The sequence below is a fragment of the Maritimibacter dapengensis genome (genome assembly GCF_019218265.1).
Taxonomy (GTDB): Bacteria; Pseudomonadota; Alphaproteobacteria; order Rhodobacterales; family Rhodobacteraceae; genus Maritimibacter; species Maritimibacter dapengensis.
Window position 1 is genome coordinate 41,780 of record NZ_JAHUZE010000002.1, and the last position, 23,345, is coordinate 65,124.

Annotated in this window: 24 protein-coding genes; 9 read left to right on the top strand and 15 right to left on the bottom strand. The window is 62.0% G+C overall.

What is annotated here, in order from left to right; genetic code table 11:
* Nucleotides 1–58: 58 nt before the first annotated feature.
* The 7 genes from KJP28_RS06495 to pth form a co-directional block, all read right to left on the bottom strand.
* The gene (locus KJP28_RS06495) at nt 59–526 is read right to left on the bottom strand and encodes a hypothetical protein (protein ID WP_218391765.1); all 468 of its coding nucleotides are present in this window, start codon (nt 524–526) and stop codon (nt 59–61) included.
* A gap of 250 nt (nt 527–776) precedes the next feature.
* Nucleotides 777–1,451 carry a hypothetical protein gene (locus KJP28_RS06500; protein ID WP_218391766.1) on the bottom strand — a complete coding sequence of 225 codons (675 nt, stop codon included), beginning with the start codon at nt 1,449–1,451 and terminating at the stop codon, nt 777–779.
* Between the two features lie 270 nt (nt 1,452–1,721).
* Nucleotides 1,722–2,372, bottom strand: a complete 651-nt coding sequence (locus KJP28_RS06505; RefSeq protein WP_218391767.1) for an ICP22 family protein — start codon at nt 2,370–2,372, stop codon at nt 1,722–1,724.
* A 220-nt stretch (nt 2,373–2,592) separates the two neighbouring features.
* Nucleotides 2,593–2,970 (bottom strand): DUF2237 family protein, encoded by a 378-nt coding sequence (locus KJP28_RS06510; RefSeq protein ID WP_218391768.1) that lies wholly within the window; start codon nt 2,968–2,970, stop codon nt 2,593–2,595.
* Nucleotides 2,967–4,124 carry a serine hydrolase domain-containing protein gene (locus KJP28_RS06515; RefSeq protein ID WP_218391769.1) on the bottom strand — a complete coding sequence of 386 codons (1,158 nt, stop codon included), beginning with the start codon at nt 4,122–4,124 and terminating at the stop codon, nt 2,967–2,969. The genes KJP28_RS06510 and KJP28_RS06515 overlap by 4 nt, the downstream gene beginning before the upstream one ends.
* Nucleotides 4,125–4,152: 28 nt before the next feature.
* Complete coding sequence (locus tag KJP28_RS06520; protein WP_218391770.1) at nt 4,153–5,184, bottom strand: DUF2332 domain-containing protein; 1,032 nt, start codon at nt 5,182–5,184, stop codon at nt 4,153–4,155.
* On the bottom strand, nt 5,181–5,867 hold the full coding sequence (gene pth / locus KJP28_RS06525; protein ID WP_218391771.1) for an aminoacyl-tRNA hydrolase: 687 nt from the start codon (nt 5,865–5,867) through the stop codon (nt 5,181–5,183). The genes KJP28_RS06520 and pth overlap by 4 nt, the downstream gene beginning before the upstream one ends.
* A 130-nt stretch (nt 5,868–5,997) precedes the next feature.
* On the opposite strand from pth, the gene hmuQ reads away from it, so the two are divergent.
* The gene (gene hmuQ / locus KJP28_RS06530) at nt 5,998–6,312 is read left to right on the top strand and encodes a heme-degrading protein HmuQ (RefSeq protein ID WP_218391772.1); all 315 of its coding nucleotides are present in this window, start codon (nt 5,998–6,000) and stop codon (nt 6,310–6,312) included.
* Nucleotides 6,313–6,383: 71 nt separating this feature from the next.
* A complete protein-coding gene (locus tag KJP28_RS06535) occupies nt 6,384–7,067 on the top strand; it encodes an FkbM family methyltransferase (protein WP_218391773.1) in 684 nt (227 codons plus the stop codon).
* A 54-nt stretch (nt 7,068–7,121) separates the two neighbouring features.
* On the opposite strand, the gene KJP28_RS06540 is transcribed toward KJP28_RS06535, so the two are convergent.
* The gene (locus KJP28_RS06540) at nt 7,122–7,784 is read right to left on the bottom strand and encodes a 50S ribosomal protein L25/general stress protein Ctc (RefSeq protein WP_218391774.1); all 663 of its coding nucleotides are present in this window, start codon (nt 7,782–7,784) and stop codon (nt 7,122–7,124) included.
* 158 nt (nt 7,785–7,942) lie between these two features.
* Here KJP28_RS06540 and KJP28_RS06545 point away from each other — a divergent pair, with 158 nt between their 5' ends.
* Nucleotides 7,943–9,079: an MFS transporter gene (locus KJP28_RS06545; RefSeq protein ID WP_218391775.1), complete on the top strand. Its 1,137-nt coding sequence runs from the start codon at nt 7,943–7,945 to the stop codon at nt 9,077–9,079.
* 16 nt (nt 9,080–9,095) lie between these two features.
* Here KJP28_RS06545 and KJP28_RS06550 read toward each other — a convergent pair whose 3' ends face one another.
* Entirely contained in the window at nt 9,096–10,259 is a 1,164-nt protein-coding gene (locus KJP28_RS06550; protein ID WP_218391776.1) for an alpha-hydroxy acid oxidase, read from the bottom strand.
* Nucleotides 10,260–10,455: 196 nt separating this feature from the next.
* Here KJP28_RS06550 and KJP28_RS06555 point away from each other — a divergent pair, with 196 nt between their 5' ends.
* Nucleotides 10,456–10,770 (top strand): hypothetical protein, encoded by a 315-nt coding sequence (locus KJP28_RS06555; RefSeq protein WP_218391777.1) that lies wholly within the window; start codon nt 10,456–10,458, stop codon nt 10,768–10,770.
* Nucleotides 10,767–11,210, top strand: coding sequence for a MaoC family dehydratase (locus KJP28_RS06560; protein ID WP_218391778.1), 444 nt, complete (start codon nt 10,767–10,769; stop codon nt 11,208–11,210). Before KJP28_RS06555 ends, KJP28_RS06560 begins: the two co-directional genes overlap by 4 nt.
* A 2-nt stretch (nt 11,211–11,212) precedes the next feature.
* Here the strand turns inward: KJP28_RS06560 and KJP28_RS06565 are convergent, their stop codons facing one another.
* On the bottom strand, nt 11,213–11,752 hold the full coding sequence (locus KJP28_RS06565) for a hypothetical protein (protein WP_218391779.1): 540 nt from the start codon (nt 11,750–11,752) through the stop codon (nt 11,213–11,215).
* Nucleotides 11,749–13,410 carry an NAD+ synthase gene (locus tag KJP28_RS06570; RefSeq protein ID WP_218391780.1) on the bottom strand — a complete coding sequence of 554 codons (1,662 nt, stop codon included), beginning with the start codon at nt 13,408–13,410 and terminating at the stop codon, nt 11,749–11,751. The genes KJP28_RS06565 and KJP28_RS06570 overlap by 4 nt, the downstream gene beginning before the upstream one ends.
* Nucleotides 13,411–13,558: 148 nt before the next feature.
* Here KJP28_RS06570 and KJP28_RS06575 point away from each other — a divergent pair, with 148 nt between their 5' ends.
* Nucleotides 13,559–15,274: a 2-isopropylmalate synthase gene (locus KJP28_RS06575; protein ID WP_218391781.1), complete on the top strand. Its 1,716-nt coding sequence runs from the start codon at nt 13,559–13,561 to the stop codon at nt 15,272–15,274.
* 137 nt (nt 15,275–15,411) lie between these two features.
* Complete coding sequence (locus KJP28_RS06580; protein ID WP_218391782.1) at nt 15,412–15,816, top strand: hypothetical protein; 405 nt, start codon at nt 15,412–15,414, stop codon at nt 15,814–15,816.
* Between the two features lie 15 nt (nt 15,817–15,831).
* Here the strand turns inward: KJP28_RS06580 and KJP28_RS06585 are convergent, their stop codons facing one another.
* The 4 genes from KJP28_RS06585 to KJP28_RS06600 all read right to left on the bottom strand — a co-directional run bounded on the left by KJP28_RS06585 (nt 15,832) and on the right by KJP28_RS06600 (nt 20,222).
* Complete coding sequence (locus KJP28_RS06585) at nt 15,832–17,124, bottom strand: NAD(P)/FAD-dependent oxidoreductase (RefSeq protein WP_218391783.1); 1,293 nt, start codon at nt 17,122–17,124, stop codon at nt 15,832–15,834.
* A gap of 204 nt (nt 17,125–17,328) precedes the next feature.
* Nucleotides 17,329–17,925: a TetR/AcrR family transcriptional regulator gene (locus KJP28_RS06590; protein WP_218391784.1), complete on the bottom strand. Its 597-nt coding sequence runs from the start codon at nt 17,923–17,925 to the stop codon at nt 17,329–17,331.
* 114 nt (nt 17,926–18,039) lie between these two features.
* Nucleotides 18,040–19,569, bottom strand: a complete 1,530-nt coding sequence (locus KJP28_RS06595) for a cryptochrome/photolyase family protein (RefSeq protein WP_255552324.1) — start codon at nt 19,567–19,569, stop codon at nt 18,040–18,042.
* A complete protein-coding gene (locus KJP28_RS06600; RefSeq protein ID WP_218391786.1) occupies nt 19,563–20,222 on the bottom strand; it encodes an SDR family NAD(P)-dependent oxidoreductase in 660 nt (219 codons plus the stop codon). The genes KJP28_RS06595 and KJP28_RS06600 overlap by 7 nt, the downstream gene beginning before the upstream one ends.
* A 262-nt stretch (nt 20,223–20,484) precedes the next feature.
* Between KJP28_RS06600 and KJP28_RS06605 the strand changes: the two genes are divergently transcribed.
* Nucleotides 20,485–22,047, top strand: a complete 1,563-nt coding sequence (locus KJP28_RS06605; protein ID WP_218391787.1) for a 2-isopropylmalate synthase — start codon at nt 20,485–20,487, stop codon at nt 22,045–22,047.
* Between the two features lie 232 nt (nt 22,048–22,279).
* Nucleotides 22,280–23,317, top strand: a complete 1,038-nt coding sequence (locus KJP28_RS06610) for a rod shape-determining protein (RefSeq protein ID WP_218391788.1) — start codon at nt 22,280–22,282, stop codon at nt 23,315–23,317.
* The last annotated feature ends 28 nt before the right edge of the window (nt 23,318–23,345 follow it).

Below are 23,345 nucleotides of genomic sequence, written 5' to 3' on the forward strand. Positions count from 1 at the left end.
CTTTCGCGACGCCGCCTTCAGGTTCAAGCGGGTGGAGGGGGTCGACCCGCCCGAAACCTTACGATGCGTCTTCGGACTCTTCGTCGTCCAGACGCTCCGACCCGGCGCCTGCTTCAACGCCAGTGTCGATTTCGATGTCGATGCCACCGATTTCACCGTTCAGCACACGGCCACCATCGGGCAGGATGTCCTCGCCCTGGGTCGCATCTGCGGTGACTTCGGAGTCGGATTCCATTTCCATGTCCATGCCAAGCGCGGCAAGATCGGTGCCGGTCTCGTCAGACACGACCACGCCATTCCCGTCGAGAATGAGGACGCGATACATGCCGTCGTTCATTGCGACGAATGTCAGGTCACCCTCGGTGCTCTGGCGGACCGTAGAAACGGTGTAGCCTTCTGCGCGCAGGGACTCGACACCATCATTGAAGACCGGTTCGTTGAGGCCTTCGGGTCTGATGTCTTGGGCGAATGCGGTCGAAGCGCCGATGAGGGCAACGGCCGAAAGGGTCAAAAGCTTACGTTTCATCACGTCTCTCCTTGTTCAATGCGTCCTGTCTGAGGAACGCGGAGCCGTTGCCTCGCCGTTTCGCATTGACCGGATCAGGTCGGATGAGGGCAGGGCGTCTGGGCTCGATTAGCTGTCCAACACCCGCGCCGACAGATCGGTTCCTGTATAGTGATCACGGAACCGTGAACTGGCAGGAAATGGCTCAAATCACGTGAAAAAGGCGGCGTCGGGAACCCGACGCCGCCTCCACAGCCCCCGTCAAAGGTGGTTAGTGACCGATGCCCAGAGAAACGTCGAGCCCGATGCCGAGCAAGCCCCCGTCGGACCCATCTCCGACGCCGACTCCGGCGCCGATATCGACCCCGATGCCAGAGCTTCCACCGATCCCGACATCGGCATCCGCGCCGATTCCGATGCCCGAGCCGGAGGATCCGCTTCCTGCGCCGACACCCGCGCTCGCGCCGACGCCGATACCGCCGGATCCGCCGACGCCAGCTCCGACATCGACGCCGATCCCGATGCCACTCGCCATTTGGGTGTCAGTGTCATCCGAGCCGGTACCGGGACCTCCGGAACCGCCAGTGCCACCCGTGCCGGCGGTCGGTGATCCGTTGCCGCCGCTCCTTCCGGCACCGACGCCCTGGCCGATGCCGTTTTGCCTTGATGCCGTGCGCATCGAGGCCGGGCATTCGCCGGGGCTGTCGGAAATGGTTGAACCGTTGCCAGACAGAACCAGGACACGTCCGCGGCCGGCATTGCAGCCGACAAAGGTCAGTCGGCCCATGGAATCCTGCCGGACGACGCCGACACGATAGCCTTCGGCGGCGAGCTTGTTGTAGCCCATCTGGTAGACGCCCTGGTTCAGGGCGGTTTGTGCAAAACCTGGCGCCGCGCACAACGCAGCGGCAAGGGTCAGGGTTGGTACTCGCTTCAGAAGAGTCATATTCGTTACCTCTCGAGTTTTGATGTAGCCCCCCCAGTTTGCATTGAGGCCGCATCAACCCGATCGGATCGGACGCACAGGCCCGATTGTCGGGCTGAACGCGAAACCAACTTCTATGATTAAACTTTAACACGAACTGCGTGTTCTGTCTGGAAACAGAGTGTTTCGTCCGGCAGCTTCAATTCGGCCGCCTCGAATTGAGTTGGGGCGGCGCAAAGCGCCGCCCCGGTGGTTTTTAATCGCACATGATGGCGTTGACTGCGCGTCGACTTAGCTCCGACCGCCGAGGTTGATCCCGAGATCGAGACCGCCACCGATCGAAAGGGAACCGGAATCGTCGCCATCATCGCCTTCGGCCGAGACGCCGAGGTCCACGCCGGTATCAACGCCGATCGAGCCGCTGTCGTCACCATCGTCGCCCTGTGCAGAGACACCGAGGTCCACGCCGGTCCCGACGTTCAGCGAACCGCTGTCGTCGCCATCGTCACCTTCGGCCGAGACGCCGAGGTCAACGCCGGTTCCGACGTCCACGGACGCGCTGTCATCTCCGTCATCGCTTTCGGTCGAGATACCGATTTGCGTGTCGCTGCCGGCTGCGACCGAGGCGGAACCTCCGTTTTCACCGTCTTCGCCCTGCAGGTTCAGCATCGCGCTCGAATTCAGGTCGGCCATCGTGTCCGACATGATGTCGCCATCGTCGTCCATCACAAGGATGCGGCCGTTCGTGCCATTCTCCGCCATGAAGGTCAGGGTGCCCGAACGGTCCTGGCGCACGCTGTCGACGTTGTAGCCGTCGTCGCGCAGTTCGGCCATACCCATCGCATAGACCTCCTGATTCAGTTCGGCCTGGGCGCGATCCTGTGCGAAGGCAGCAGTCCCGAGTGCCATTGCGATTGCGGTGGTCGTAACAAAGCGTTTCATTGGTCTTTCCTTTCGTTTCAAACCGCCGTCGGCGGCTCTCCAACCGGGAAGCCATGTCGCATCGACCGTCACTGGCGCGATGAGGGCAACCCCTTTGGAGCGTCTGGCGAAACAACCGGGGAAGGGGGCGTAACGTTCCTTGTAAGTCTTTGACTTTTAAGTGAGACGACGCACTGAAACTATTCTGTGCGGGGCTCGTATATGGTCTCTATCGGCGCTTTTAATCGAGCGCGTAAAGCTCCAGTACCCGCAGGGGCACGACTTCGAGCGCCCGGCCATGGGTTGCCTCGAGCCTGACTTTCGGTGCGCAGCCCTCGTCATGCGCCTGAAGGAACCTCGCGGCACACAGGCACCATTGGTCGCCCGCCGACAGGCCGGGAAAGTTGAACTCCGGTCGTGGGGTGGACAGGTCGTTGCCGACGTATTTCGAATACGCGAGAAACTCGGAGGTCATCACCGCGCAGACGGTGTGGTTTCCCCGGTCGGCGTTGCAGGTGTTGCAATAACCATCCCTGAAATATCCGGTGCGCGGTTCGTCTGAACAGGACAATAGCGTTCCGCCCAGCACGTTGATCGGGCGATCGGGTTCCGGTTTCATCTGGCGGCGGCCTCCGTTATGGCGCGTAGCTTGTTGATATTATCGGTCCAGACGCCGTCTTCCGTGAACCGCCGATCTGCCGAATTTACCGCGATGACCACATCCCGGTTCCGGTCAATCCAGATATATTGGCCATAGACACCGATGGCAAAGACCTCACCGGGCCGGTTGTCTGCGGGTACCCACCATTGCAGGCCGTATTTTGAGTCTCCCGGATCCGTTGGGGCGCTTGGTGTTGTCGCAAGGTCGATCCACTCCTGCGAGACGATCTGCGAGCCTTGCCAGGTGCCGCCTTGCAGGATCATCTGGCCAAAGCGGGCATAGTCCCGAGTGGTCAGGTTGAGACCGCCAAGCACAAAGGCATTTCCTTCGCTGTCGGTGAGGTAATGGGGGTCGGCCTCCAATCCCAGAGGTTGAAGGATCTTCTCCTCCATGAGATCGGGAATCCTGCGCCCGGTCGCGCCGCGAATGACCATGCCGAGCACGTGGGTATCCATCGACACGTAAAGCCAATCCGCGCCCGGTTCCGCGCGGGTTTCCGTCAGGTCCGCGGTGAAATCGTCAAGCGATCCGCCGAGCGCGAGCACCCGGCCCATGCGGTTGATGTCGGACCAGAAATCCATGTAATCCTCGTCGAACACCACGCCCGACGCCATGTGCGCCACGTCACGGATCGTCGCGCCGTCATAGGCGGAACCCACGAGGTCCGGCGCGTACTTCGTGACCGGGTCGTCGAGTGAGGCGATGTCGCCCTCTTCGATCACGATGCCCATGAGCGTCGAAAGGAATGATTTGGCGACCGACCAGCTTATGCGGCGGTCCGACTCCCCGGTGCCCTGCCGGTAGGTTTCGTACACGATCTCACCGTCGGAAAGCACGACCATCGCTGTGGTGTGCCGCGTCTCCATCCACGCTTCAACGCCTTCGGGGAGCGCGATCGGGTCGCCTTTCGGCAATGGCGACACCGGCCCCTCGCCGCGAGACATCTGGGACTTGTGAAAAAGCGCATCCATGTTCGAAAAGTTCTCGACGATGCGATCCTCGTCGAACAGGGTCTGCACGGCCATGAGCCGGGTCAGTTCCTCGCGCTTGACGACGCCAGCTACGATGAGCACGACGACCAATATACCGATGCTAATGAGTAACTTGCGCATGATGCCCCTCCGTTCCGGGATCATGGCGTCAGGTGGCGCGCCAGTCCAGCCAGCGTCCGTGGAAATCCACACGACCCAGGGTTTCCGTCACGCCACCGGGCCAGGTGGTCAGGGTCAGGCCAGCGCCGGGTCCGCCTTCGTCGGCTTCCATCGCGATTCGGGCGAGAGGGGCGTCCGGCGCGGCGCGGCGTCCAGCCTCCTCGAACGTGGCAAGGCAGGCGGCCTGCACATGGTCCGGGAAATACTGCCACGCAATGGTATGGGTCACGAGGTGGATGTGGCCGGGGTAGTGGGTCGCGAGGCGGCGCGCCAGCCAGTCGGAGGCGTCGCCCTTGTCGACTTCGGCATTGGTCACGGCAATGGCTTTGCGCGTCAGATCGATGCGGTCCCGCTGGTCGGCCCAGAGATAGGACAGCAAGCGCAGGCGCTGGTCGGGATCATGCGGGTCGACCGGGTTCAGATCGACCCCCCGCCGTTCGGTGACGCTGAGATGGGCTGCCGGAGGTTGCGCCCCGGACCAGTCAGGCGAAAGCGTGAGCGCGGGGGCGGCTGGCCCGATGCGCCATCCCTTCGGTGCGAGCGCGTAGCGGTCCCAGTAAAGGTTCAGCCCGGCGCTGGCCCCGAGTTCGGACAAGACGAAGGGCTTTCCATACCGGCGCGACAGAAGCGCCGCACCTGCGATCAGCGCGATGGAACGGCGCACTTCGTTGGTCTGCGGCGGCGATGCGAGCCATTCCAGCAGACGGGTCTGATGCTCGGCAAGTGCGCGGTCCAGGGCCGCGCCAAGTGTTGCATCGTCAGGTGTCGGGTTGGGCGGATAAGCGGCAGCAAGGTCGGGTGCCTCGTTCGCCAGCACAAGCGCGTGCAGCCCGCCCAAGAGCCTGAGCGGAACCGAGTGTCGATAGGGACCGACATCACCGGAAAAAGCGAACATCGCGTCCATCACAGGCGTGCCGGGTTTCAGCCGATCCGCGATCAGCCGCAAGACCCGAGCCGTGAATGGCGAGCCGAGCGCTTCGTTGCTGTCGGCCTGCCACGGGAAGGCCTGCGCCAAATTCATCTGAACTTGTCGACGAGCTTCTGGAGGGGCGAGCGGTCGTCGTTCATCTCGGGCACCGGCGCGGGGTCGGGTTTGGCGTCGGCCCGCGCAGCAGGTGGTCCGCTGCGCGACGGGTTCGGGTTCATCCTGAGCGCAACTGCATTGGTGAATTTCGCGTTGTCATCCGCCACGAGGTGTTCAGCCCCGTCTGAAATGCCTCGCATCATATCGTCGAGCCACTCCCGATCCGCCTTCGCGAAATCGGACAGGACATAGGGCGATACCTTATCCTTGTGGCCCGGATGCCCGATCCCCAGCCGGACGCGGGCATAATGCGGGCCAATGTGCTGGTGGATCGACCGTAGCCCGTTATGCCCCGCATGACCCCCGCCCAGTTTCAGCTTCAGCTTGCCGGGGGCGAGGTCCAGCTCGTCGTGGAAGACTGTCACATCGGTCGAATCGAGCTTGTAGAACCGCATCGCTTCGCCCACCGATTGCCCGGAAAGGTTCATGAACGTCTCGGGCTTGAGAAGCAGGACTTTCTCACCGCCCAGATTGCCTTCGGACAGGGCACCTTGGAATTTCGCGCGCCACGGACCAAACCCGTGGCCCTCGGCGATGGCGTCGAGAGCCATGAAGCCGATATTGTGCCGATTGCCCGCATATTTCGGGCCGGGGTTTCCAAGTCCGACGAATAGTTTCATGGCGTTCGTATAAACCGCTGACCGCATCCTTACAATCGGCGCGCGGCTTGACCCCCCCGACGGGGCTGCCATATCTCGTGAGGATGGCCAGCCAGTTTCCAGCCCGCCACCTCAGCGAAAAGGAGAACGCATGTCATTCATCGCAATGAACCGATTCAAAGTGGCCAAGGGTCGCGAAGATGAGTTCGAAGAGGTCTGGCGGAGCCGAGAAGGGCGCCTGAAGGACATGGAGGGATTCGTTGAATTCCGAATGCTCAAAGGCCCTGAGCAGGAAGGTCACACGCTCTACGCGTCGCATACGATCTGGGAAAGCGAAGCAGCCTTTTCAGCGTGGACGAAGTCCGAAGCGTTCCGGCAGGCACACAGGAACGCGGGCCAGACGAAGGGGCTCTATCTCGGGCCACCCAGTTTCGAGGGCTTCACCACGGTCCTCCACGAAGCCTGACGCTGGACCTGCCGCGCCCCGCGCCGTAGGTTGCGCCCAAGACCGCAGGACAAGCGGGAAAAGGGCAGAACATGGCGCATTTCACTATCAAGGACGTCAAGCTGAGAGTGCCCGGTAAGGCGCTCTCACGCCAGTTGCGCGAACAACTGGAAACGGGACGTTACGAGTGGAACGAAGCGAACGCGATCGAACGGCATGTTGGCGAGGGCGACCGGGTCCTCGATATCGGGGCGGGTGCCGGATTTATCTCGGTGCTCGCGGGGCGCGCGGCGGGACCTGAGAACGTGGTGTCGGTCGAAGCGAACCCGGTGATGATGGAGGCGCTGCGCCACAACCTCGACCAGAACGGGTCAGCCGAGACGACGCTGCTGCATGGCGCGGTGGTGGCGGACAATTTCGATGAAGAAACGGTGCTCTTCGCCGCACGCGATGCATTCTGGGCCTCGTCCATCGCAGATGCGAACACGAACCCGGACAAGATCGTCGAAGTCCCTGCGCTGAAGCTGTCCGAGCTACTGGAGGAACATAAGCCGACGATCGTGTCGATGGATGTCGAAGGCGGCGAGCTGGAACTCTGCCAGCAAGCCTGGCCTGACAGCGTGCGGCTTCTGGTGATGGAGATTCATTCAAAGGTCTACGGCGCGGCGGGGATCAAGGCGATCTTCGACGGGATGAGCGCCAATAACATGACCTTCATGCCCTGGGGCACGCGGGGCGAGGTCGTGGTGATGCAGCGGGTGCGCAAAGAGGCGTGAACGAAAAACGGGGCCACCAAGGGCCCCGTTTCGTCGTCTCGGAAAGTCCGGGACCTATTCTTCGGCGTCTGCCTCTTCTTTGTCGGCCTCGTTGATGACTTCCGTTTCCGGCGTCTCATCTTCTTCGTCGTCAGTGGCGCGCAGGCCGGACGGGGCAGAGATGTTCGCGATCACGAAGTCACGCTCGACGGTGACTTTCGCGCCTTCGGGCAGATCGACGTCGGAGATGTGGATCACGTCACCGATGTCACGGCCGGCCAGATCGACAATGATCTTTTCCGGGATGTCGCCAGCGACCACGTCGAGTTCGACTTCGGGACGCACATGCACGACCACACCACCCTTTTTCACGCCCGGTGCGATCTCTTCGTTGATGAATTCGACCGGGATGAACAGGTTGATGCGCGAGGTGCGCTTCAGGCGAAGGAAGTCGACGTGTGTCGGCAGATCCTTAACCACGTCGCGCTGCACGTTGCGGCAGATGACGCGGACGTCCTCCTGGCCCTCAACCTTGAGGTTGTAGAGCGTCGACAGGAATCGACCATCCTTGAGCTTCTTCAGAAGCATGTTGAAGGGGATATTGATCGGCAGCGGATCCAGTTCGCCGCCGCCATACACGATACCAGGTACGAGGCCCTCGCGGCGGGCTTGACGAGCGGCCCCCTTGCCTGTCCCCGTCCGTACCGTGGCGTGAAAGTCAGGAATTTGACCAGCCATGGGTTTTCTCCAAATTGTAAGACACCGGGGTTCCTCCAAGGGTGCAACCCCGCATGAAGCCGCGCGTATAGACGGGAATCGCGGGCTTGGGAAGGGAAAAGTGGCGTTGCGGTCGCCGGCCTGCGCAACTAACCATGTTCGCGCTAACGGAGGGTCGGATGCCGCTGATCGAAACCTTGCGACTGTCGCGCGCCTCGGCCTTCGTGCTGATGGCGACGGGCGTCTACTGGGGTGGCCTTGCCGGCATGATGCCGGACGTCAAGGCACAGGCCGGTGCGAGCGACGGCGAAATGGGTGCGGTGCTTCTGGCCCCGGCGCTCGCGTCGGTCATCGCGATGGGTGTGGCGCCCTGGGCGAGCGAGCGGTTCGGGGGCCGCGTCCTCCCGGTCGCGACCCTTTTGATCGCGGCCGCTTTTCTGCTCTACCTGACCGCATTCTCCGTTCCCTCGCTCGCGGTAGCACTCTTTCTCGGTGGATTTGCCGTGGCATTCGCCGACATGACCGCGAACGTGCGCCTGTCGCATATCGAAGCCGAGCGTGACGTGCACTTGATGAATCTGAACCACGCCGCCTATTCGATTTCGTTCGGGATCACGGCGCTTCTGATCGCCGTTCTTCGCAAGGACGGTTGGGCCGTGACCCAGATCGCACCGCTTCTTGGGACGATGGCGCTGGCCTATGCCGTGCTGGGTTGGGATGCCAAGGGCGCGCTGGCGGGCGAGGACGACGAAGGTGAGGTCAGCGCACGGGTCTGGCCCGTCGTCACGCTCGCGGGGTTGGTCCTGTTCTGTTCGTTCGTCATCGAGAATGCGACCGAGGCCTGGTCTGCGCTTCACATCGAACGCACGCTGGGCGCGCCCACGGGCGAAGGCAGTCTGGGGCCGGCGCTTCTCGGGTTCGTGATGGGGGCAGGGCGGCTTTCGGGTCAGGCGCTCGCGCGACGGATGGGGGCCGAACGGCTGATCCTGTCCTCCGCCGTCCTCGCGGTCATCGGGGGCGTGGTGATCGCTGCGGCCCCGACGCCGGGCGTGGTGCAGATCGGTGTGGTGTTGGCGGGTCTGGGCGTGGCCGTCACGGTGCCGTCGACAAATTCGATCATCGCCCGCAAGGTGCGCAACCGGCACCGCGCACACGCGATATCGCGAGCCTGGATGATTGGCCTCCTGGGATTTTTCGTCGGTCCCGCGATGATGGGAGGCCTGGCCGAACTCAGCTCTCTGCGCTTGTCCTTTTTTGCCGTCGCGGTGGTCGCGCTGGCGATTTTCCCGGCTGTCGTTGCACTTTCCCGACGTTAGCGGTCGCTCTGGCCGCTTACTGCCAGTCGCCCGAGAACCCGGCAGGCACCTTGAGGATGTCGCGCCCAACGTTGTTGATATCGCGATGCCCGCAGAACGCCATCGAGACGTCGAGCTCCTTGTGAATCACCTCGAGCGCCTTCGTCACTCCGGCTTCGCCCATGGCGCCCAGGCCGTAGATATACGCCCGGCCGATGTAAGTTCCCTTGGCTCCCATGGCGCGCGCCTTGAGCACGTCCTGGCCCGAACGGATGCCGCTGTCGATATGCACTTCCACCCGGTCGCCCACCGCTTGCAGGATCGGGTCGAGCGCACGGATCGACGACAGCGCACCGTCAAGCTGCCGGCCGCCGTGGTTCGACACGACAATCGCATCCGCGCCGACATTTGCGGCCATCACGGCGTCTTCGGGCTCCATGACACCCTTGAGGATCAGCGGGCCGCCCCACATTTCCTTGATCTTCTCGATCGCGGACCAGTCAAGCGCCGGGTCGAACTGCTCCGCTGTCCACGCCATGAGAGATGAGGGGTCGCCCACATCGTCGATATGCCCGACGATATTGCCGAATTGCCGCCGCTTGGTGCCGAGCATCCCCAGGCCCCAGCGCCACTTGGTCGCAAGGTTCACCATATTGGCGAGCGTGGGTTTCGGCGGTGCGGACAGGCCGTTCTTCAGGTCCTTGTGCCGCTGGCCCAAGATCTGGAGGTCCAGCGTGACCACGAGTGCCGAGCATTTCGCGTCCTTGGCGCGCTGGATCAACCGGGCGAGGTAATCCTGATCTTTCATCGTGTAGAGCTGGAACCAGAAAGGTTTTGTGGTGTGCTCGGCGACATCCTCGATCGAACAGATCGACATGGTCGAGAGCGTGAATGGGATGCCGAATTTCTCGGCCGCCTTCGCCGCCTTGATCTCGCCGTCTGCCGTCTGCATTCCCGTCAGCCCGACCGGGGCGAGCGCGACAGGCATCGCGACGTCCTGCCCGATCATCTTTGTCGCCGTGGTGCGGTTGGACATGTCGACAGCGACACGCTGCCTGAAATACAGATCATCGAAATCGGACGAATTTTCGCGAAAGGTCTGTTCGGTCCACGAACCGCTTTCGCAATAATCGTAGAACATCCTGGGCGTGCGACGCCGGTAGATGCGTTTCAGGTCTTCGATATTCGTGATGACCGGCATGGAGACCTCCCTGAAAAATCACTTATCGCTTAGCGTTCAACGGCGTGGTGCGCAATGCGACCTTGCTGCGGCTTTGTGACATGAAGCCTGCCGTTACGCGCGCGAAAAAGACTGCTGTTCGGTGTCGCGTCGAAAACCGGGTGCTGCCACATGCTTTTTCGTTGCTTGCCGAACCGCATCGGGCGAAAGTCTGCGCATGAATGCGCAAACCACGTTCCGCATCGTCCTGCTTCTCTGGACCGTCATCTTCATAGCGTCCTTCGTGGATTTTGGTTCCGGAGGTGAGATGAGCCTTGGCGTCGTGTCCGCGTGGAAATTCGCGATCCTGCAAATCCTCGCGGCGGTCCTCGCCGTGACGGCTTGGATCCAGGGGCGCAGGTTCGATTACGGGTCGCGTCAACGTGCAGCAAGCCGTATTCCCGGTATCATCGAACTGGCAATCCTGATCGGTATCGTCCTGTTCGTCGTGACGGCTCAGGTGATTGCGCCGGGTCTGGTGGGTGGTCGTTGAGCAAGTATTTCGAAGAGCTCCCCGTCGGCTTCACCTATCGGACCGACGAGGCGGAACTGACCCGCGACGCCATCCTCGCCTTTGCGCGGGAATGGGACCCGCAGCCATTTCATCTCGACGAAGCGGCCGCGCGGGAAAGCCACTTCGGGTCGTTGATCGCAAGCGGTTGGCACACCCTCTTGATCGCCTTCAACCTCGCCATGCAAGCCGGGGTATGGGACGAAAGCTCCATGGGCGCGTCGGGGATGGACGAGGTACGGTGGTTCGCCCCCGCACGACCGGGCGACCGCATCCACGTCCGGGCGGAGGTGATCGAAGCGGCCCTGTCGAAGTCACGCCCGGACTTCGGGCGGGTGCGCTTTCGCTACGACGTTCATCGCGCGGATGGCGAGAAGATCGCGAGCTATATCGGAAATCATCTGATAAAGGCGCGACGCTGACCTCAGGCCGGGACGTGACCCGGCCCAGTGGGCGACATGTCGCGGCGATAGTTCGTCACCGTCCAGAGCGCACGCTCCCCGTCCTTCGCGAGCTTCAGCCCCGCCTTTTCCGCATGGGCGAGGATCGCCATGACCAGATCGTCCGCGCTTCGCTCGGCCCGGCCTACGGGGATCGGGCGACGCAAGACGCGCCTTTCGTCAGAGAACAGGATCAGGGTGTCGGTTTGCCCGGACCCACGCCGTTCGATGCGCGAGACCTTGTCCCAGCCGAGATGTTCATGGACCCCGACCTGCGCACCTGTCTCGTCGATCCGCGCGATGCGGCGGCGCATGTGCGTGCCGGTGAAGCCGACATAGGTCAGGACCAGCCCGACGACGAGCGGGAGCGACGCGAAGAACCCCATGAGCGAGAAAAGCTCGTGGGCCGGTGTGCCGATGAGCGCGATGGCCCAGAGTGCGAAAATGCCCAGAAAGACGATCCCCGAAAAGCGCATCCCCCACATGTTCGGCGGAGCGGTATGGATCTCGACAACGTCGCTCACGTCTTGTCCCGCCAGCGGTTCACGATGGGATAGCGGCGGTCGAGCCAGAAGCTCCGCATGGTCAGCCGGGCGCCGGGTGCGGATTGGAACCGTTTGTATTCGCTGATGTAAATCAGGTGCTCCACCTTCTTCACCACGTCACGATCAAAGCCTTTGGCGACCAATTCGGCCACGGACAGCTCCTTGTCCACCAACCCTTCTAGGATAGCGTCGAGCACCTCGTAAGGTGGCAAGGAGTCGCTGTCCTTCTGATCGTCGCGAAGTTCCGCAGACGGCGGCTTCTCGATGATCGAAACCGGGATCACGTCTCCGGCCGGGCCCATCATCCAATCGCGATGGTTGGCGTTGCGCCAGCGGCAGGTTTCGAACACCCGCATCTTGTAGAGATCCTTGATCGGATTGTAGCCGCCCGCCATATCGCCGTAGATCGTGGCATAGCCCACCGCGACCTCGGATTTGTTGCCGGTGGTCAGGAGCATTTCACCGAACTTGTTGGACATCGCCATGAGGAGCAGACCACGCAGACGCGATTGGATGTTTTCCTCTGTCACGTCCGGCTCGAGCCCTTCGAAGAATGGGGCGAGCGTTTCGGTGACCGCGTCGCGTGCGGCCTTGATCGGCACGAAATCGTAATGACAGCCGAGGTTCCGGGCGAGTGCCTTGGCATCGTCCAGCGACCCTTGGCTCGTGTATTCCGAGGGCAGCATCACGCAGCGCACGTTGTCGGGCCCGAGCGCATCTGCCGCGATCGTCGCGACAATGGCGCTGTCGATCCCGCCCGACAGGCCCAGAAGAACCTTCTTGAAACCGGTCTTGTGCATGTAGTCTCGCAAGGCCTGAACCATGACGCGGTAATCGGCCTCATAGTCGGGCAGGGCTTCGTAAATCTTGCCGGGGACGATCGTCCATCCGTCCGCAGTTTTCTCGAGATCCACGTGGCGGATCACTTCGTCGAACTGCGGTAGTTGAAAGGCAAGCTCCCCCTGAGCGTCCAACCCGAAACTTGCGCCGTCGAAGACCTGGTCGTCCTGCCCGCCCACCATGTTGAGATAGATGACCGGGAGCCCCGTCTCCTCGACCCGCGCACGGATCACATCGTGACGCGTCTTCACTTTCCCGCGGTAGTATGGCGATCCGTTCGGGATGGCGAGGATTTCGGCACCTTTCTCAGCGAGGTTTCTGGCGACCCGGTCCGGCCACCATGCGTCTTCACAGATCGGTATTCCAAGGTTCAGCGGACCGATCCTGACCGGGTTCTGCGGTGGCGCACCCTTGTATAGACGCACCTCGTCAAAAACCGTTTCGTTCGGCAACATCTGTTTCAGGATGCGCGCACGGACCTGACCGTTCTCGAGGATCCAGTAGGCGTTATAAAGAGACTTGCCGTCATGATAGGGGCCGCCGATACCCAGGGGCGGACCATCTTTGATCTCGGTCGCGAGCGCCTCGATCATTTCCATCGCTTCAGCCCAGAAAGGCGGCCGCATGACCAGGTCCTGGGGCTGATACCCGATCATGAAAGCCTCGGTCAGCATGACGAAATCCGACCCGGCGTCGCGCCCCTGTCTCCACGCGTCCAGAGCCTTGGCAGCGTTTCCCTGCAGGTCGCCCACCACCGGGTTTAACTGCGCCAGCGTCAGCCGAAAACTCTCGCTCATATCCGTCCTCACAATTCCGGTCGAAGGTTTAGCAGGTTTGCGCCGAAGGGAAAGCGGGTGGCGGGATTGTCATCTTAAAAGAATTGTCACTTTCCACCGCAGCCTTTAGGTTTCGCGCACTTATGCCCGAAATGCCCAAGAGGAATACATGATCCGTCTGTCTCGTAGCGCCGCATTTCTCCTGACCAGTATCGTCCTGTCAGGGCCCGCCGTGGCGCAATCTGATACGGACACGATGCAATACGACGACGGGCGCGTTTATGAAGGCACGTTTCAGGACGGACAGCCGCACGGGCAGGGCACACTCCGCACGCCGTCCGGCTACGAATACTCCGGCACCTTCGTGAATGGCGAAATCCGGGGCGAAGGCGTCGCGCGCTTTCCCAACGGGTCGGTCTACGAAGGCAATTTCGCGGCCGGTCGCCCGCACGGCTTCGGCAAGATCACCTTCGCGGATGGCTCCAGCTTCGAGGGCGACTGGGTCGACGGAAAGATCATCGGCACGGGCCTCGTATCCTACGCCAACGGCGTGATTTACGAGGGCGGTCTGCGTGAAGCGATGCACCACGGCAAGGGCCGGATGGAGAGCCCGACCGGCTTCGTCTACGACGGCGATTGGGTCATGGGCAAAAAAGACGGCATCGGTTCGGCTACATATCCCGACGGCTCCACCTACGAAGGCGGTTTCGCAGACGATCAGCGGTCGGGCGAAGGCGTTTATGTCGGGGCCGACGGCATGCGGTATGAGGGCGAGTGGTCCGAGGGCCAGATGCATGGAACCGGGACGCTCACTCAGGCCAACGGCGATGTTTATACGGGTGCGTTCGTGCGCGGTGCCCGTGAAGGAGAAGGTGAAGTGGTCTATGCCAGCGGCGATCGGTATACCGGCGCTTTCGCAGGCGATCACCGTCAGGGTCAAGGCACCTTCACCGGCAAGGACGGTTACACCTACGCCGGTAATTGGGTCGATGGTCGGATCGAGGGCGAGGGGCAGGTCACCTATCCCGACGGCTCAGTCTACCAAGGCCAATTCCGTGCGGGGCTTCCCGATGGCGAAGGCACGATCACCTATCCGGACGGCGGCACATATGTCGGCGGTTGGCGTGACGGGGTGATCGAAGGCACCGGGCGCGCGACCTATCCTGGCGGCGCGACCTACGAGGGCAATTTCGTCTCGGCCCTGTTCGAAGGCGAGGGGACTCTGACCTATCCCGAAGGCCACGGTTACACCGGCGGATGGAAAGCCGGCAAACGGGACGGACAGGGGCGCGAGACCTTCGCGGACGGGTCCACCTACGAAGGTGGCTGGGCGTCCGGCAAGTATCACGGCACCGGGACTTTGACGCTTGCAGACGGGTTCATCTACGAAGGTGAATGGCAGAATGGCCTCAAGCACGGGCAAGGCAAGGCGACCTACCCGAACGGAGATATTTACGAAGGCGGTTTCGAAAACGACATGCGCAACGGCCAGGGCACCGTGATCTACGCATCCGGCGAAGAGGCGGCGGGCCAGTGGGTGGACGGTATTCTGTCATCCATGGTCGAGGGCGGCGCGCCCGCGTCAACCGATTCCGAGGCAGAAACGCCGGAACCGGCGCCAACGCCCGAACCTGCCGGTGCGCCCGAAACCGAAGCTTCGCCTGAGCCAGAAGCCGAGCCGGCGCCTGAGGAGCCTTCGGCGCCCGAGCCTGAACAGGAAACCACGCCTGAACCGGAACCGACGCCCGAACCAGAGCCGGAACCGGCCTCCGAGCCGGAGCCGGAACCGGCCCCCGAGCCTCAACCGCAGCCCACGCCAGAGCCGGCGCCCGCACCGACATTCGACGGTGGGGACGGAAACCTCGGGTCCGGCGGACTTTACTGACATCGGGCCCGAGACGCCTGCGCTTCTTTGGCGTGCGACACTGCATGGTATCCCGCAGCTTTACCTTTTGACGCCGCAGAGCTTTCCGCTCGAAGACGCATTGTCCGCGGTCTGTGGCCACCTCAGGAAGAACCAATATGGCTGACATGACCGGAACCTGGATCGGCGAAGGACGGTGGCGCGACAGTGTGGGGGAGAGCCATGCCTACCACGTGCGCCTGACCCTTAGGCGGCATGAGAGTGGCGTTTCCGTAGCCTTTCGGCACGATTTCGTCGAGGAGGCGGAACAGGACGCCGTAGAATTGTCTCTGGACCTGGACGAGACCGCGCCGGCCATCCTGAGCGCCGACGTGCTGGGGGTCGGGGGCGTGCGTGGCTACATGCTCGACGACATGCTGCATTACACGTTGCCGATCCCCGGAAACGCGGTCGAGGCGACGTATGTTTTCTTCGGAGACACCTGTATTGTGGCCGGCTCGTCCGAAAAGAACGCTGCCGGCCATTACATCATGTGGGACGAGCGGCTGACGCGCGAGGCGTGAGCGCCCATCCGGGCCTCAGTGTTTGCGCCCGCCCTGCACCTTGTTGATTTTCATCATCCTCATCATGGTGCGTTCGTACCAAGGCTCGGACACGCCCTTCCGCACCTTGCGCATGAAATACCATTCGAAGGCGAGTTTTGCCCAATGGACCCATTTGCCTTCGGATGCCCAGTTCACGTTGCGCGGCGGGTTTTGCGGCATGGCAAGGAAGGCCGCGCCACGGTCTCCGAAATCGGCGAGGCAAAGCGCGTTCCATGAGGGCAGGTTGTTCGGCTCCTCGCCGCGCAGGATGCGCGGAAGGTTATGCGCGGTCGCCGTTACCATGCTTTCGATCATGAAGCCGGTTTTCGGCACGCCGGTCGCCACAGGGGTCGCCACGGGTGGGGCGATGGCGATGGCCACGCCGATGCCGAAGATATTCCTGTATTTCGGGTTCCGCTGATACTCGTCGACGATGATGAAACCGCGCGGGTTCACCAGCCCTTCGATGTCCCGCACGGCGGGGATGCCACGGAAGGCCGGGAGCATCATCTTGTAGGTCGCGGGCACCTCGTGGGTCTTCTTCTCGTTCCCGTCCTCGTCGAACTCGGTCACATGAACCGCGTCCTCGGTGAACCTGTCGGTGCGGGCATTCGTGATCCACTTGATGTCGCGGTCTCGCATCGCGCTTTCCAGCATCGACTTGGTGTCACCAACGCCGCCGAGCCCGAGGTGGCCGATATAAGGCTCCGATGTCACGAAAGTCATCGGCACCTTGTGCTTGATCTTGCGCCGCCGCAGGTCTGTGTCGAGCGTGAAGAGGTATTCGTAGGCCGGTCCGAAACACGACGCGCCTTGCGCTGCGCCAACCACGATCGGGCCGGGGTTCTTGCAGAATTCTTCCCACGTGCCGCCTTTGCCGCCCGATTTCTCGGCATGTTCGATCGTGCAGACCGAATTCGTATGGCCTTCGGGTCCGAACCCTTCGATCTCGTCGAAGGCAAGCTCCGGGCCGGTCGCGATGATGAGGTAGTCGTAGTCGACTTCCGCGCCGCTCTCGAGTTTGATCTTGTTCTCGTCCGGCAGGAGCTTTGCGGCCCCGTCGCAAATGAACTCGATACCGCGGCGCTTCATCACCGGTGCGAGGTCGACCGTGATTTCCTTCTTCGAGCGCCAGCCGACACCTGCCCAGGGGTTCGAGGGGGTGAACTGGAAATAGGGCTTGTCCGAAACGAGCGTGATCCTGTCGCTCTTCGTCAAAGTCTCCTTCAGCTCGTAAGCCTGAATGGTGCCCCCTAGGCCACCGCCCAAAACGACGACATGTGCCATGATATCCCTCCCGCAAGACCGCGTAGAGGCGAGCCATCCGCCGACATGTTCAATCCGCCGACTCGCCTGATCCACTTGGACAACTGGCCAAGTTCGGCGCCGATTGTATGCGATGGAAGACCAGAAAATCCACTACAAATTCATTTTCGCGAATTTGTCGCAGCACGGCCCCAAAGGGCGTTCAATCTCAAAAGGATAGGGTCATCACCTGCTCAACGCGTCCATCAGCGTCGAGACGAGGTGATCTCCTTCTTCCAGCAGGTCGAGCCGACGATCGTCCAACGTCCAGTGCATGGTCAGACCCTGCACGGACGAAAGAATCATGTTCGCCACGGCGGGTGCGTTCATGTCGTTTCGATGCGTGCCGCTTTCCTGTCCTTCAAGCACCAGAGATGTAAGCCAATCCCGCCGTGCATGCGAAAGATCCTGAAACCTGTTTCGAAGCCTGTCGTTATCGGCGTGGAGTTCACGCGAATGAAGAATGGCGGGCAGGGCGGGCAATTTCGTGACGAGTTCGAAATACCGCCCAAGGTGCTGCGGAATTGTGTCCGCCGAACCATCGGAAGGGCCGGATTTCGCCGTGTGTGTCACGAGTTGGGCGAGCTTTTCCGACACCGCCTCCCAGATTTCCGACTTGGTCGAAAAGTGCCGGAATATGGCGGGCTGGGTCACACCGACCCTGTCGGCAAGGTGCTGCGTCGTAACCCGGTCCGGACCCATATCTGCCGCCAGGTCGATAACCGTGTCGATGATCTCCGCTTTTCGGTCGGCGGCACTCTTGCGTCTTCGGACTTTGTCCACCGTAGATACCTCCGCATCTGACTGGCCCATCGGAACCGCGATCGGCCGATGAGCATAATAAGCCCTGTCCCCTGAAAAACGAGTCCTAGATACAACTTTTAAGCTAAACCGTCACTACACGGTCTCGCCATCGTCAAGGGCCTCCAGGACCCGCGTCGCTTCATCCAGTATTGTCTTCTTCTTCTCGGCGTCCATGCGACGCCATGTTGCGAGAACGTTTCCCATTCGCGGGTTGTTCCCGAAGCGCTGACTGTGCCGGTCGATGAAGTGCCAATACAGAAGGTTGAATGGACATGCGCCCTCGCCGGTTTTTGCTTTTGCGCTATAATGGCAAGTCTCGCAGAAATCCGACATTTTGTCGATGTAATTGGCCGATGACACGTAGGGCTTCGACGCAATGATACCGCCATCCGCGAATTGGCTCATGCCTATGGTATTAGGCGCTTCGACCCATTCGAACGCGTCGACGTAGACGGAAAGATACCATTCGTGAACCTCCGCGGGGTCCACACCGGCCAGCAACGCAAAGTTCCCCGTCACCATGAGCCGCTGTATGTGATGGGAATAAGCGTATTCTTTCGTGTGGTTAACGGCTTCCGAAAGGCAAGCCATGTTGGTCTCGCCGCCCCAATATAACCATGGGAGCTTTCGATCGTATCGAAGGATGTTCCGTTCCGTATATCCAGGCCCCTCGAACGCCCAGAGACCGCGCACATATTCACGCCACCCCAGAATTTGCCGAATAAAACCTTCAACCGCGTTGATCGGCGCATTTCCGCTGCGATACGCCTCTTCCGCCTTTTTGCACAGTTCAAGCGGGTCGAGCAGCCCGATATTCAACGCGGACGACAGAATCGAGTGATAAAGAAATGGATCGCCCCGCAGCATCGCGTCCTGATAATCACCGAAACACTCCAGCCGATGCTCGAAAAAGTGATCGGCGGCGCGCTCGGCGTCCTCGTGGGTCGTGGGCCAACCGAATGTGTCGAGCGTGCCGAAATGGTCAGAAAATTCCTTCTCGACCAGCGCGATCACCTCTTTCGTCGTTTCGTCCGGCGGGAACATTGGTGGCGCTTCGCGAAAGAGGTCGTTTGACGCGGGCTTGCGGTTGTCATGGTCGAAGTTCCACTTGCCGCCCGCCGGGTCATCGCCATCCATGAGTATGCCGGTCTTGCGGCGCATTTCACGGTAGAAATATTCCATGCGGAGTTCCTTGCGCCCGTCGGCCCATGTGGCGAACTCCTCGTGCGTGGCGATGAACCGGGTGTCGGGCAGGCGCGTGATTTTCAGGGGGTGCTCGTCCAACATCGCGATGAGTCGATGGTCTCCCGGCGTCGTCGCAATGACTTCATTCGCGCCGGTCTCCTCGGCCCTCCTGAGTAATTCACCCGAGATGCTTTGCGCATTATCTCTGTCGTCGAGCCTGGCGTATCTCACATCCCATCCGTCCCCCTCCAGACGAGCCGCGAATTTGCGCATGGCCGAGAAGATGAGCGCAATTTTCTGCGGATGATGCTTCGGACTGTCCGCTTCGCCGTGCACTTCGGCCATGACGATCACATCCGACGATTTGTCAGCTTCTTCGAGCGCCGACAGGTTCGGAGACAGTTGGTCGCCGAGGATCAGGACAAGCCGCGTCACCAGACCACCTTTTGGCCCGTCCAGTCGAAGAAGAGCCCGGTATCCTCGGGCGTCAGACCGCCCAGCACGGCCAACACGTGCGCGGCGGCTTGCGCCGGGGTGAGCTTGTCGTGCCCCTGGCCATGAACGGCAGTCAGGCCGGTCGCGACCGTGCCGGGGTGGAGCGCCACACAGATCGCTTTCTTGTGGGAGCGCGCCAGTTCGATGGCCGCACCATGCATGATCTGGTTGAGCGCAGCCTTCGCTGCTCGGTAGGAATGCCAGCCGCCCAGCCGGTTGTCACCGATGGACCCGACCCGCGCGGTGAGCGCGGCGACGGTGCCGTCTTTCGCCAGCAGTCGTGGAACATGCGCCATCACGAGCGCCGGGCCGATGGTGTTGACCCGAAACTGTGCCGCGAGCGCATCGGGCGTGAGCTGTTTCAGCGCCTTTTCCGGTCCCATCCCGTCGATCTCGAGCGCACCGGTCGCGATGAAGATCAGGTTGAAGGGCCCGTCGAGTCCGCGCAGCACGCGCCTTACGCTGTCCGGTGTGTCGTAATCCAGCCCGTCGGCGCGCGAAAGGCCCGTCACCTCCCAATCGCCGGTCTCAAGTTGCGTGCGAATGGCGCTTCCGATGCCGCCGGTGGCGCCGATTATCAATGCCTTGCGTGTCATACAGGTGTTACGGCGCGGGGTGTCGAGCGGACCAAAGCGGGCAAAAAGTTACTTTTCATTCACGCTGGGCGCGGTATAAACGCCCCCATGATGAACGCGGCCACCAGCATTGCGAGTTTCGACGCCTTTGGGCGCCGATCCGCCCGTGCCGCGCTTCTTCTCCTTCTTAGCCGCCTCTGAGCGTGCCGTCGGCGCATGCGCTCAGGGGATTTGCACCGCGCCATGCGACCCATAGGCTAAGACAGACAAGAGAGACATTCCGATGAATATTCCGACCGACCAGGACCGCGTCCTGATTTTCGACACGACGCTGCGTGACGGCGAGCAAAGCCCCGGCGCGACCATGTCCCACGATGAGAAGCTCGAGATTGCCGAGATGCTCGATGATATGGGTGTCGACATTATCGAAGCGGGTTTCCCGATCGCTTCCGAAGGCGATTTCGAAGCTGTGAAAGAGATCGCCGAGCGATCCAAAGAAGCGGTAATCTGCGGGTTGGCGCGCGCCAATTACAAGGACATCGACCGCTGCTGGGATGCGGTGAAACATGCCGAGCGCCCGCGCATCCATACGTTTATCGGGACCTCGCCCCTGCACCGCGATATTCCCGGCTTGTCGAAAGATGAGATGGCCGACCTGATCCACGACACCGTGAGCCATGCGCGCAATCTCTGCGACAACGTGCAATGGTCGCCGATGGACGCGACCCGAACCGAGCACGACTATCTCTGCCGCGTGATCGAGATTGCGATCAAGGCGGGGGCCACGACGATCAACATCCCCGACACCGTGGGCTATACCGCACCGCGTGAAAGCGCCGACCTGATCCGGATGCTGATCGAGAAGGTTCCCGGCGCGGACGAGGTGGTGTTCGCCACCCATTGTCACAACGACCTGGGCATGGCGACGGCCAACAGCCTCGCCGCGGTCGAGGCGGGCGCGCGCCAGATCGAGTCGACGATCAACGGGCTGGGCGAACGGGCCGGCAACACGGCATTGGAAGAGGTCGTGATGGCGCTCAAGGTGCGCAACGACATCATGCCCTATCAGACCCGGATCGACACGACCAAGATCATGCAGACCAGCCGCCGGGTGGCGCAGGTGTCGGGCTTTGCGGTGCAATACAACAAGGCCATCGTCGGCAAAAACGCCTTCGCGCATGAAAGCGGCATCCATCAGGACGGGATGCTGAAGAACGCCGAGACGTTCGAGATCATGCGCCCGGAAGACATCGGGCTCGCTTCGAGCCAGTTGCCGCTGGGCAAGCATTCGGGCCGGGCCGCGCTGCGCGACAAGCTGAACGGGTTGGGGCTCGAAGTCGGTGACAACCAGCTCAAGGACATTTTCGTGCGGTTCAAGTCGTTGGCCGACCGCAAGAAAGAGGTCTACGACGACGATATCATCGCCTTGGTGGCAGACACCGCGGGCGACAAGGCGGTCGAGAAAATCAAGCTGAAGACGCTCAAGGTCGTCTGTGGCACCGAAGGCCCGCAAACCGCTGATATCGTTCTGGAAATCGATGGTGAAGAGGTTTCGACCTCACAGACGGGCGACGGTCCGGTCGACGCGACGTTCAACGCGGTGAAGGCCCTTTTTCCGACCGACGCGCGGCTGGAACTCTACCAGGTGTCCGCAGTGACAGAGGGTACGGACGCGCAGGCCACCGTGTCGGTGCGCCTGTCCGAGGACGGCCGCATTTCGACCGGGCAATCGGCGGATACGGACACCGTCGTCGCTTCGGCCAAGGCCTATATCACGGCGCTTAACCGACTGCAGATTCGGCTGACCAAATCCACGCCCGAGGTGCATTACACCGACGCGAGCTGACCCGCCGCGAAAGGCCCGAGCCGCGCCACGCATCGCACATGCCGCGCCCCGCATCCGGCGGGACGCGGCGATCCCTTCCGATGCAGGGAATTTTCGGCCTGCGAGACGGCAAGAATTTGCCATCCGGGACCCCGCACCCCCTTTCGCTGACTTGCTTTGGCCCATATAAGGCCCCGAACGCGGGGAAGCTGCACCCCATGCGGGGATTTGGGACTTACGGAAGACGCGACTTATGGCACCGATTTCTGGGCTTTTTTCGTCCGATATGGCGATCGACCTCGGCACGGCGAACACGCTGGTCTATGTGAAGGGCCGGGGCGTGATCCTGAACGAGCCGTCGGTGGTCGCCTACCACGTCAAGGACGGGGTGAAGAAGGTGCTCGCCGTGGGCGAGGACGCCAAGCTGATGCTCGGCCGGACGCCCGGCTCGATCGAAGCCATCCGCCCGATGCGAGAAGGCGTGATCGCCGACTTCGACACTGCCGAAGAGATGATCAAGCACTTCATCCGCAAGGTTCACAAGCGCACGACGTTCTCGAAGCCGAAGATCATCGTCTGCGTGCCCCATGGCGCGACCCCGGTTGAAAAACGCGCCATTCGCCAGTCTGTCCTGTCCGCAGGCGCGCGCCGCGCGGGCCTCATCGCCGAACCCATCGCGGCGGCCATCGGGGCAGGGATGCCGATCACCGATCCGACCGGCTCTATGGTCGTCGATATCGGCGGCGGGACGACCGAGGTCGCCGTGCTCTCGCTTGGCGACATCGTCTACGCCCGGTCCGTGCGCGTCGGGGGCGACCGGATGGACGAGGCGATCGTCAATTACCTGCGTCGCCAGTACAACCTGCTGATCGGCGAAGCGACCGCCGAGCGGATCAAGACCTCGATTGGCACCGCGCGGATGCCCGATGACGGGCGCGGCGCGTCGATGCAGATCCGGGGGCGTGACCTGCTCAACGGTGTGCCGAAAGAGCTCGAGATCAGTCAGGCGCAGGTGGCCGAAGCTCTGGCCGAACCCGTGCAGCAGATCTGCGAGGCGGTGATGACCGCGCTGGAAACCACCCCGCCGGACCTTGCCGCCGACATCGTGGACCGGGGCGTGATGCTCACCGGGGGCGGCGCGCTTCTGGGTGAACTGGACCTCGCGCTGCGTGAACAGACCGGGCTTTCGATCTCGGTCGCCGACGAGTCGCTGAATTGTGTAGCCTTGGGCACCGGCAAGGCACTGGAATACGAAAAGCAACTGCGTCACGTTATCGACTACGAGAGCTGAGGCCGTCTGACGGCCTCGCCGCCCGCAG

Coding starts and splice junctions, on each gene's coding strand:
- pth (WP_218391771.1), bottom strand. CDS start 5,867: ATGAAACTATTCGTCGGACTTGGAAACCCCGGCCCGAAATATGCGGGC.
- KJP28_RS06500 (WP_218391766.1), bottom strand. CDS start 1,451: ATGACTCTTCTGAAGCGAGTACCAACCCTGACCCTTGCCGCTGCGTTG.
- hmuQ (WP_218391772.1), top strand. CDS start 5,998: ATGTCATTCATCGCAATGAACCGATTCAAAGTGGCCAAGGGTCGCGAA.
- KJP28_RS06515 (WP_218391769.1), bottom strand. CDS start 4,124: ATGCGCAAGTTACTCATTAGCATCGGTATATTGGTCGTCGTGCTCATC.
- KJP28_RS06585 (WP_218391783.1), bottom strand. CDS start 17,124: ATGGCACATGTCGTCGTTTTGGGCGGTGGCCTAGGGGGCACCATTCAG.
- KJP28_RS06535 (WP_218391773.1), top strand. CDS start 6,384: ATGGCGCATTTCACTATCAAGGACGTCAAGCTGAGAGTGCCCGGTAAG.
- KJP28_RS06600 (WP_218391786.1), bottom strand. CDS start 20,222: ATGACACGCAAGGCATTGATAATCGGCGCCACCGGCGGCATCGGAAGC.
- KJP28_RS06605 (WP_218391787.1), top strand. CDS start 20,485: ATGAATATTCCGACCGACCAGGACCGCGTCCTGATTTTCGACACGACG.
- KJP28_RS06520 (WP_218391770.1), bottom strand. CDS start 5,184: ATGAATTTGGCGCAGGCCTTCCCGTGGCAGGCCGACAGCAACGAAGCG.
- KJP28_RS06570 (WP_218391780.1), bottom strand. CDS start 13,410: ATGAGCGAGAGTTTTCGGCTGACGCTGGCGCAGTTAAACCCGGTGGTG.
- KJP28_RS06510 (WP_218391768.1), bottom strand. CDS start 2,970: ATGAAACCGGAACCCGATCGCCCGATCAACGTGCTGGGCGGAACGCTA.
- KJP28_RS06610 (WP_218391788.1), top strand. CDS start 22,280: ATGGCACCGATTTCTGGGCTTTTTTCGTCCGATATGGCGATCGACCTC.
- KJP28_RS06545 (WP_218391775.1), top strand. CDS start 7,943: ATGCCGCTGATCGAAACCTTGCGACTGTCGCGCGCCTCGGCCTTCGTG.
- KJP28_RS06550 (WP_218391776.1), bottom strand. CDS start 10,259: ATGCCGGTCATCACGAATATCGAAGACCTGAAACGCATCTACCGGCGT.
- KJP28_RS06555 (WP_218391777.1), top strand. CDS start 10,456: ATGAATGCGCAAACCACGTTCCGCATCGTCCTGCTTCTCTGGACCGTC.
- KJP28_RS06540 (WP_218391774.1), bottom strand. CDS start 7,784: ATGGCTGGTCAAATTCCTGACTTTCACGCCACGGTACGGACGGGGACA.
- KJP28_RS06580 (WP_218391782.1), top strand. CDS start 15,412: ATGGCTGACATGACCGGAACCTGGATCGGCGAAGGACGGTGGCGCGAC.
- KJP28_RS06495 (WP_218391765.1), bottom strand. CDS start 526: ATGAAACGTAAGCTTTTGACCCTTTCGGCCGTTGCCCTCATCGGCGCT.
- KJP28_RS06575 (WP_218391781.1), top strand. CDS start 13,559: ATGATCCGTCTGTCTCGTAGCGCCGCATTTCTCCTGACCAGTATCGTC.
- KJP28_RS06505 (WP_218391767.1), bottom strand. CDS start 2,372: ATGAAACGCTTTGTTACGACCACCGCAATCGCAATGGCACTCGGGACT.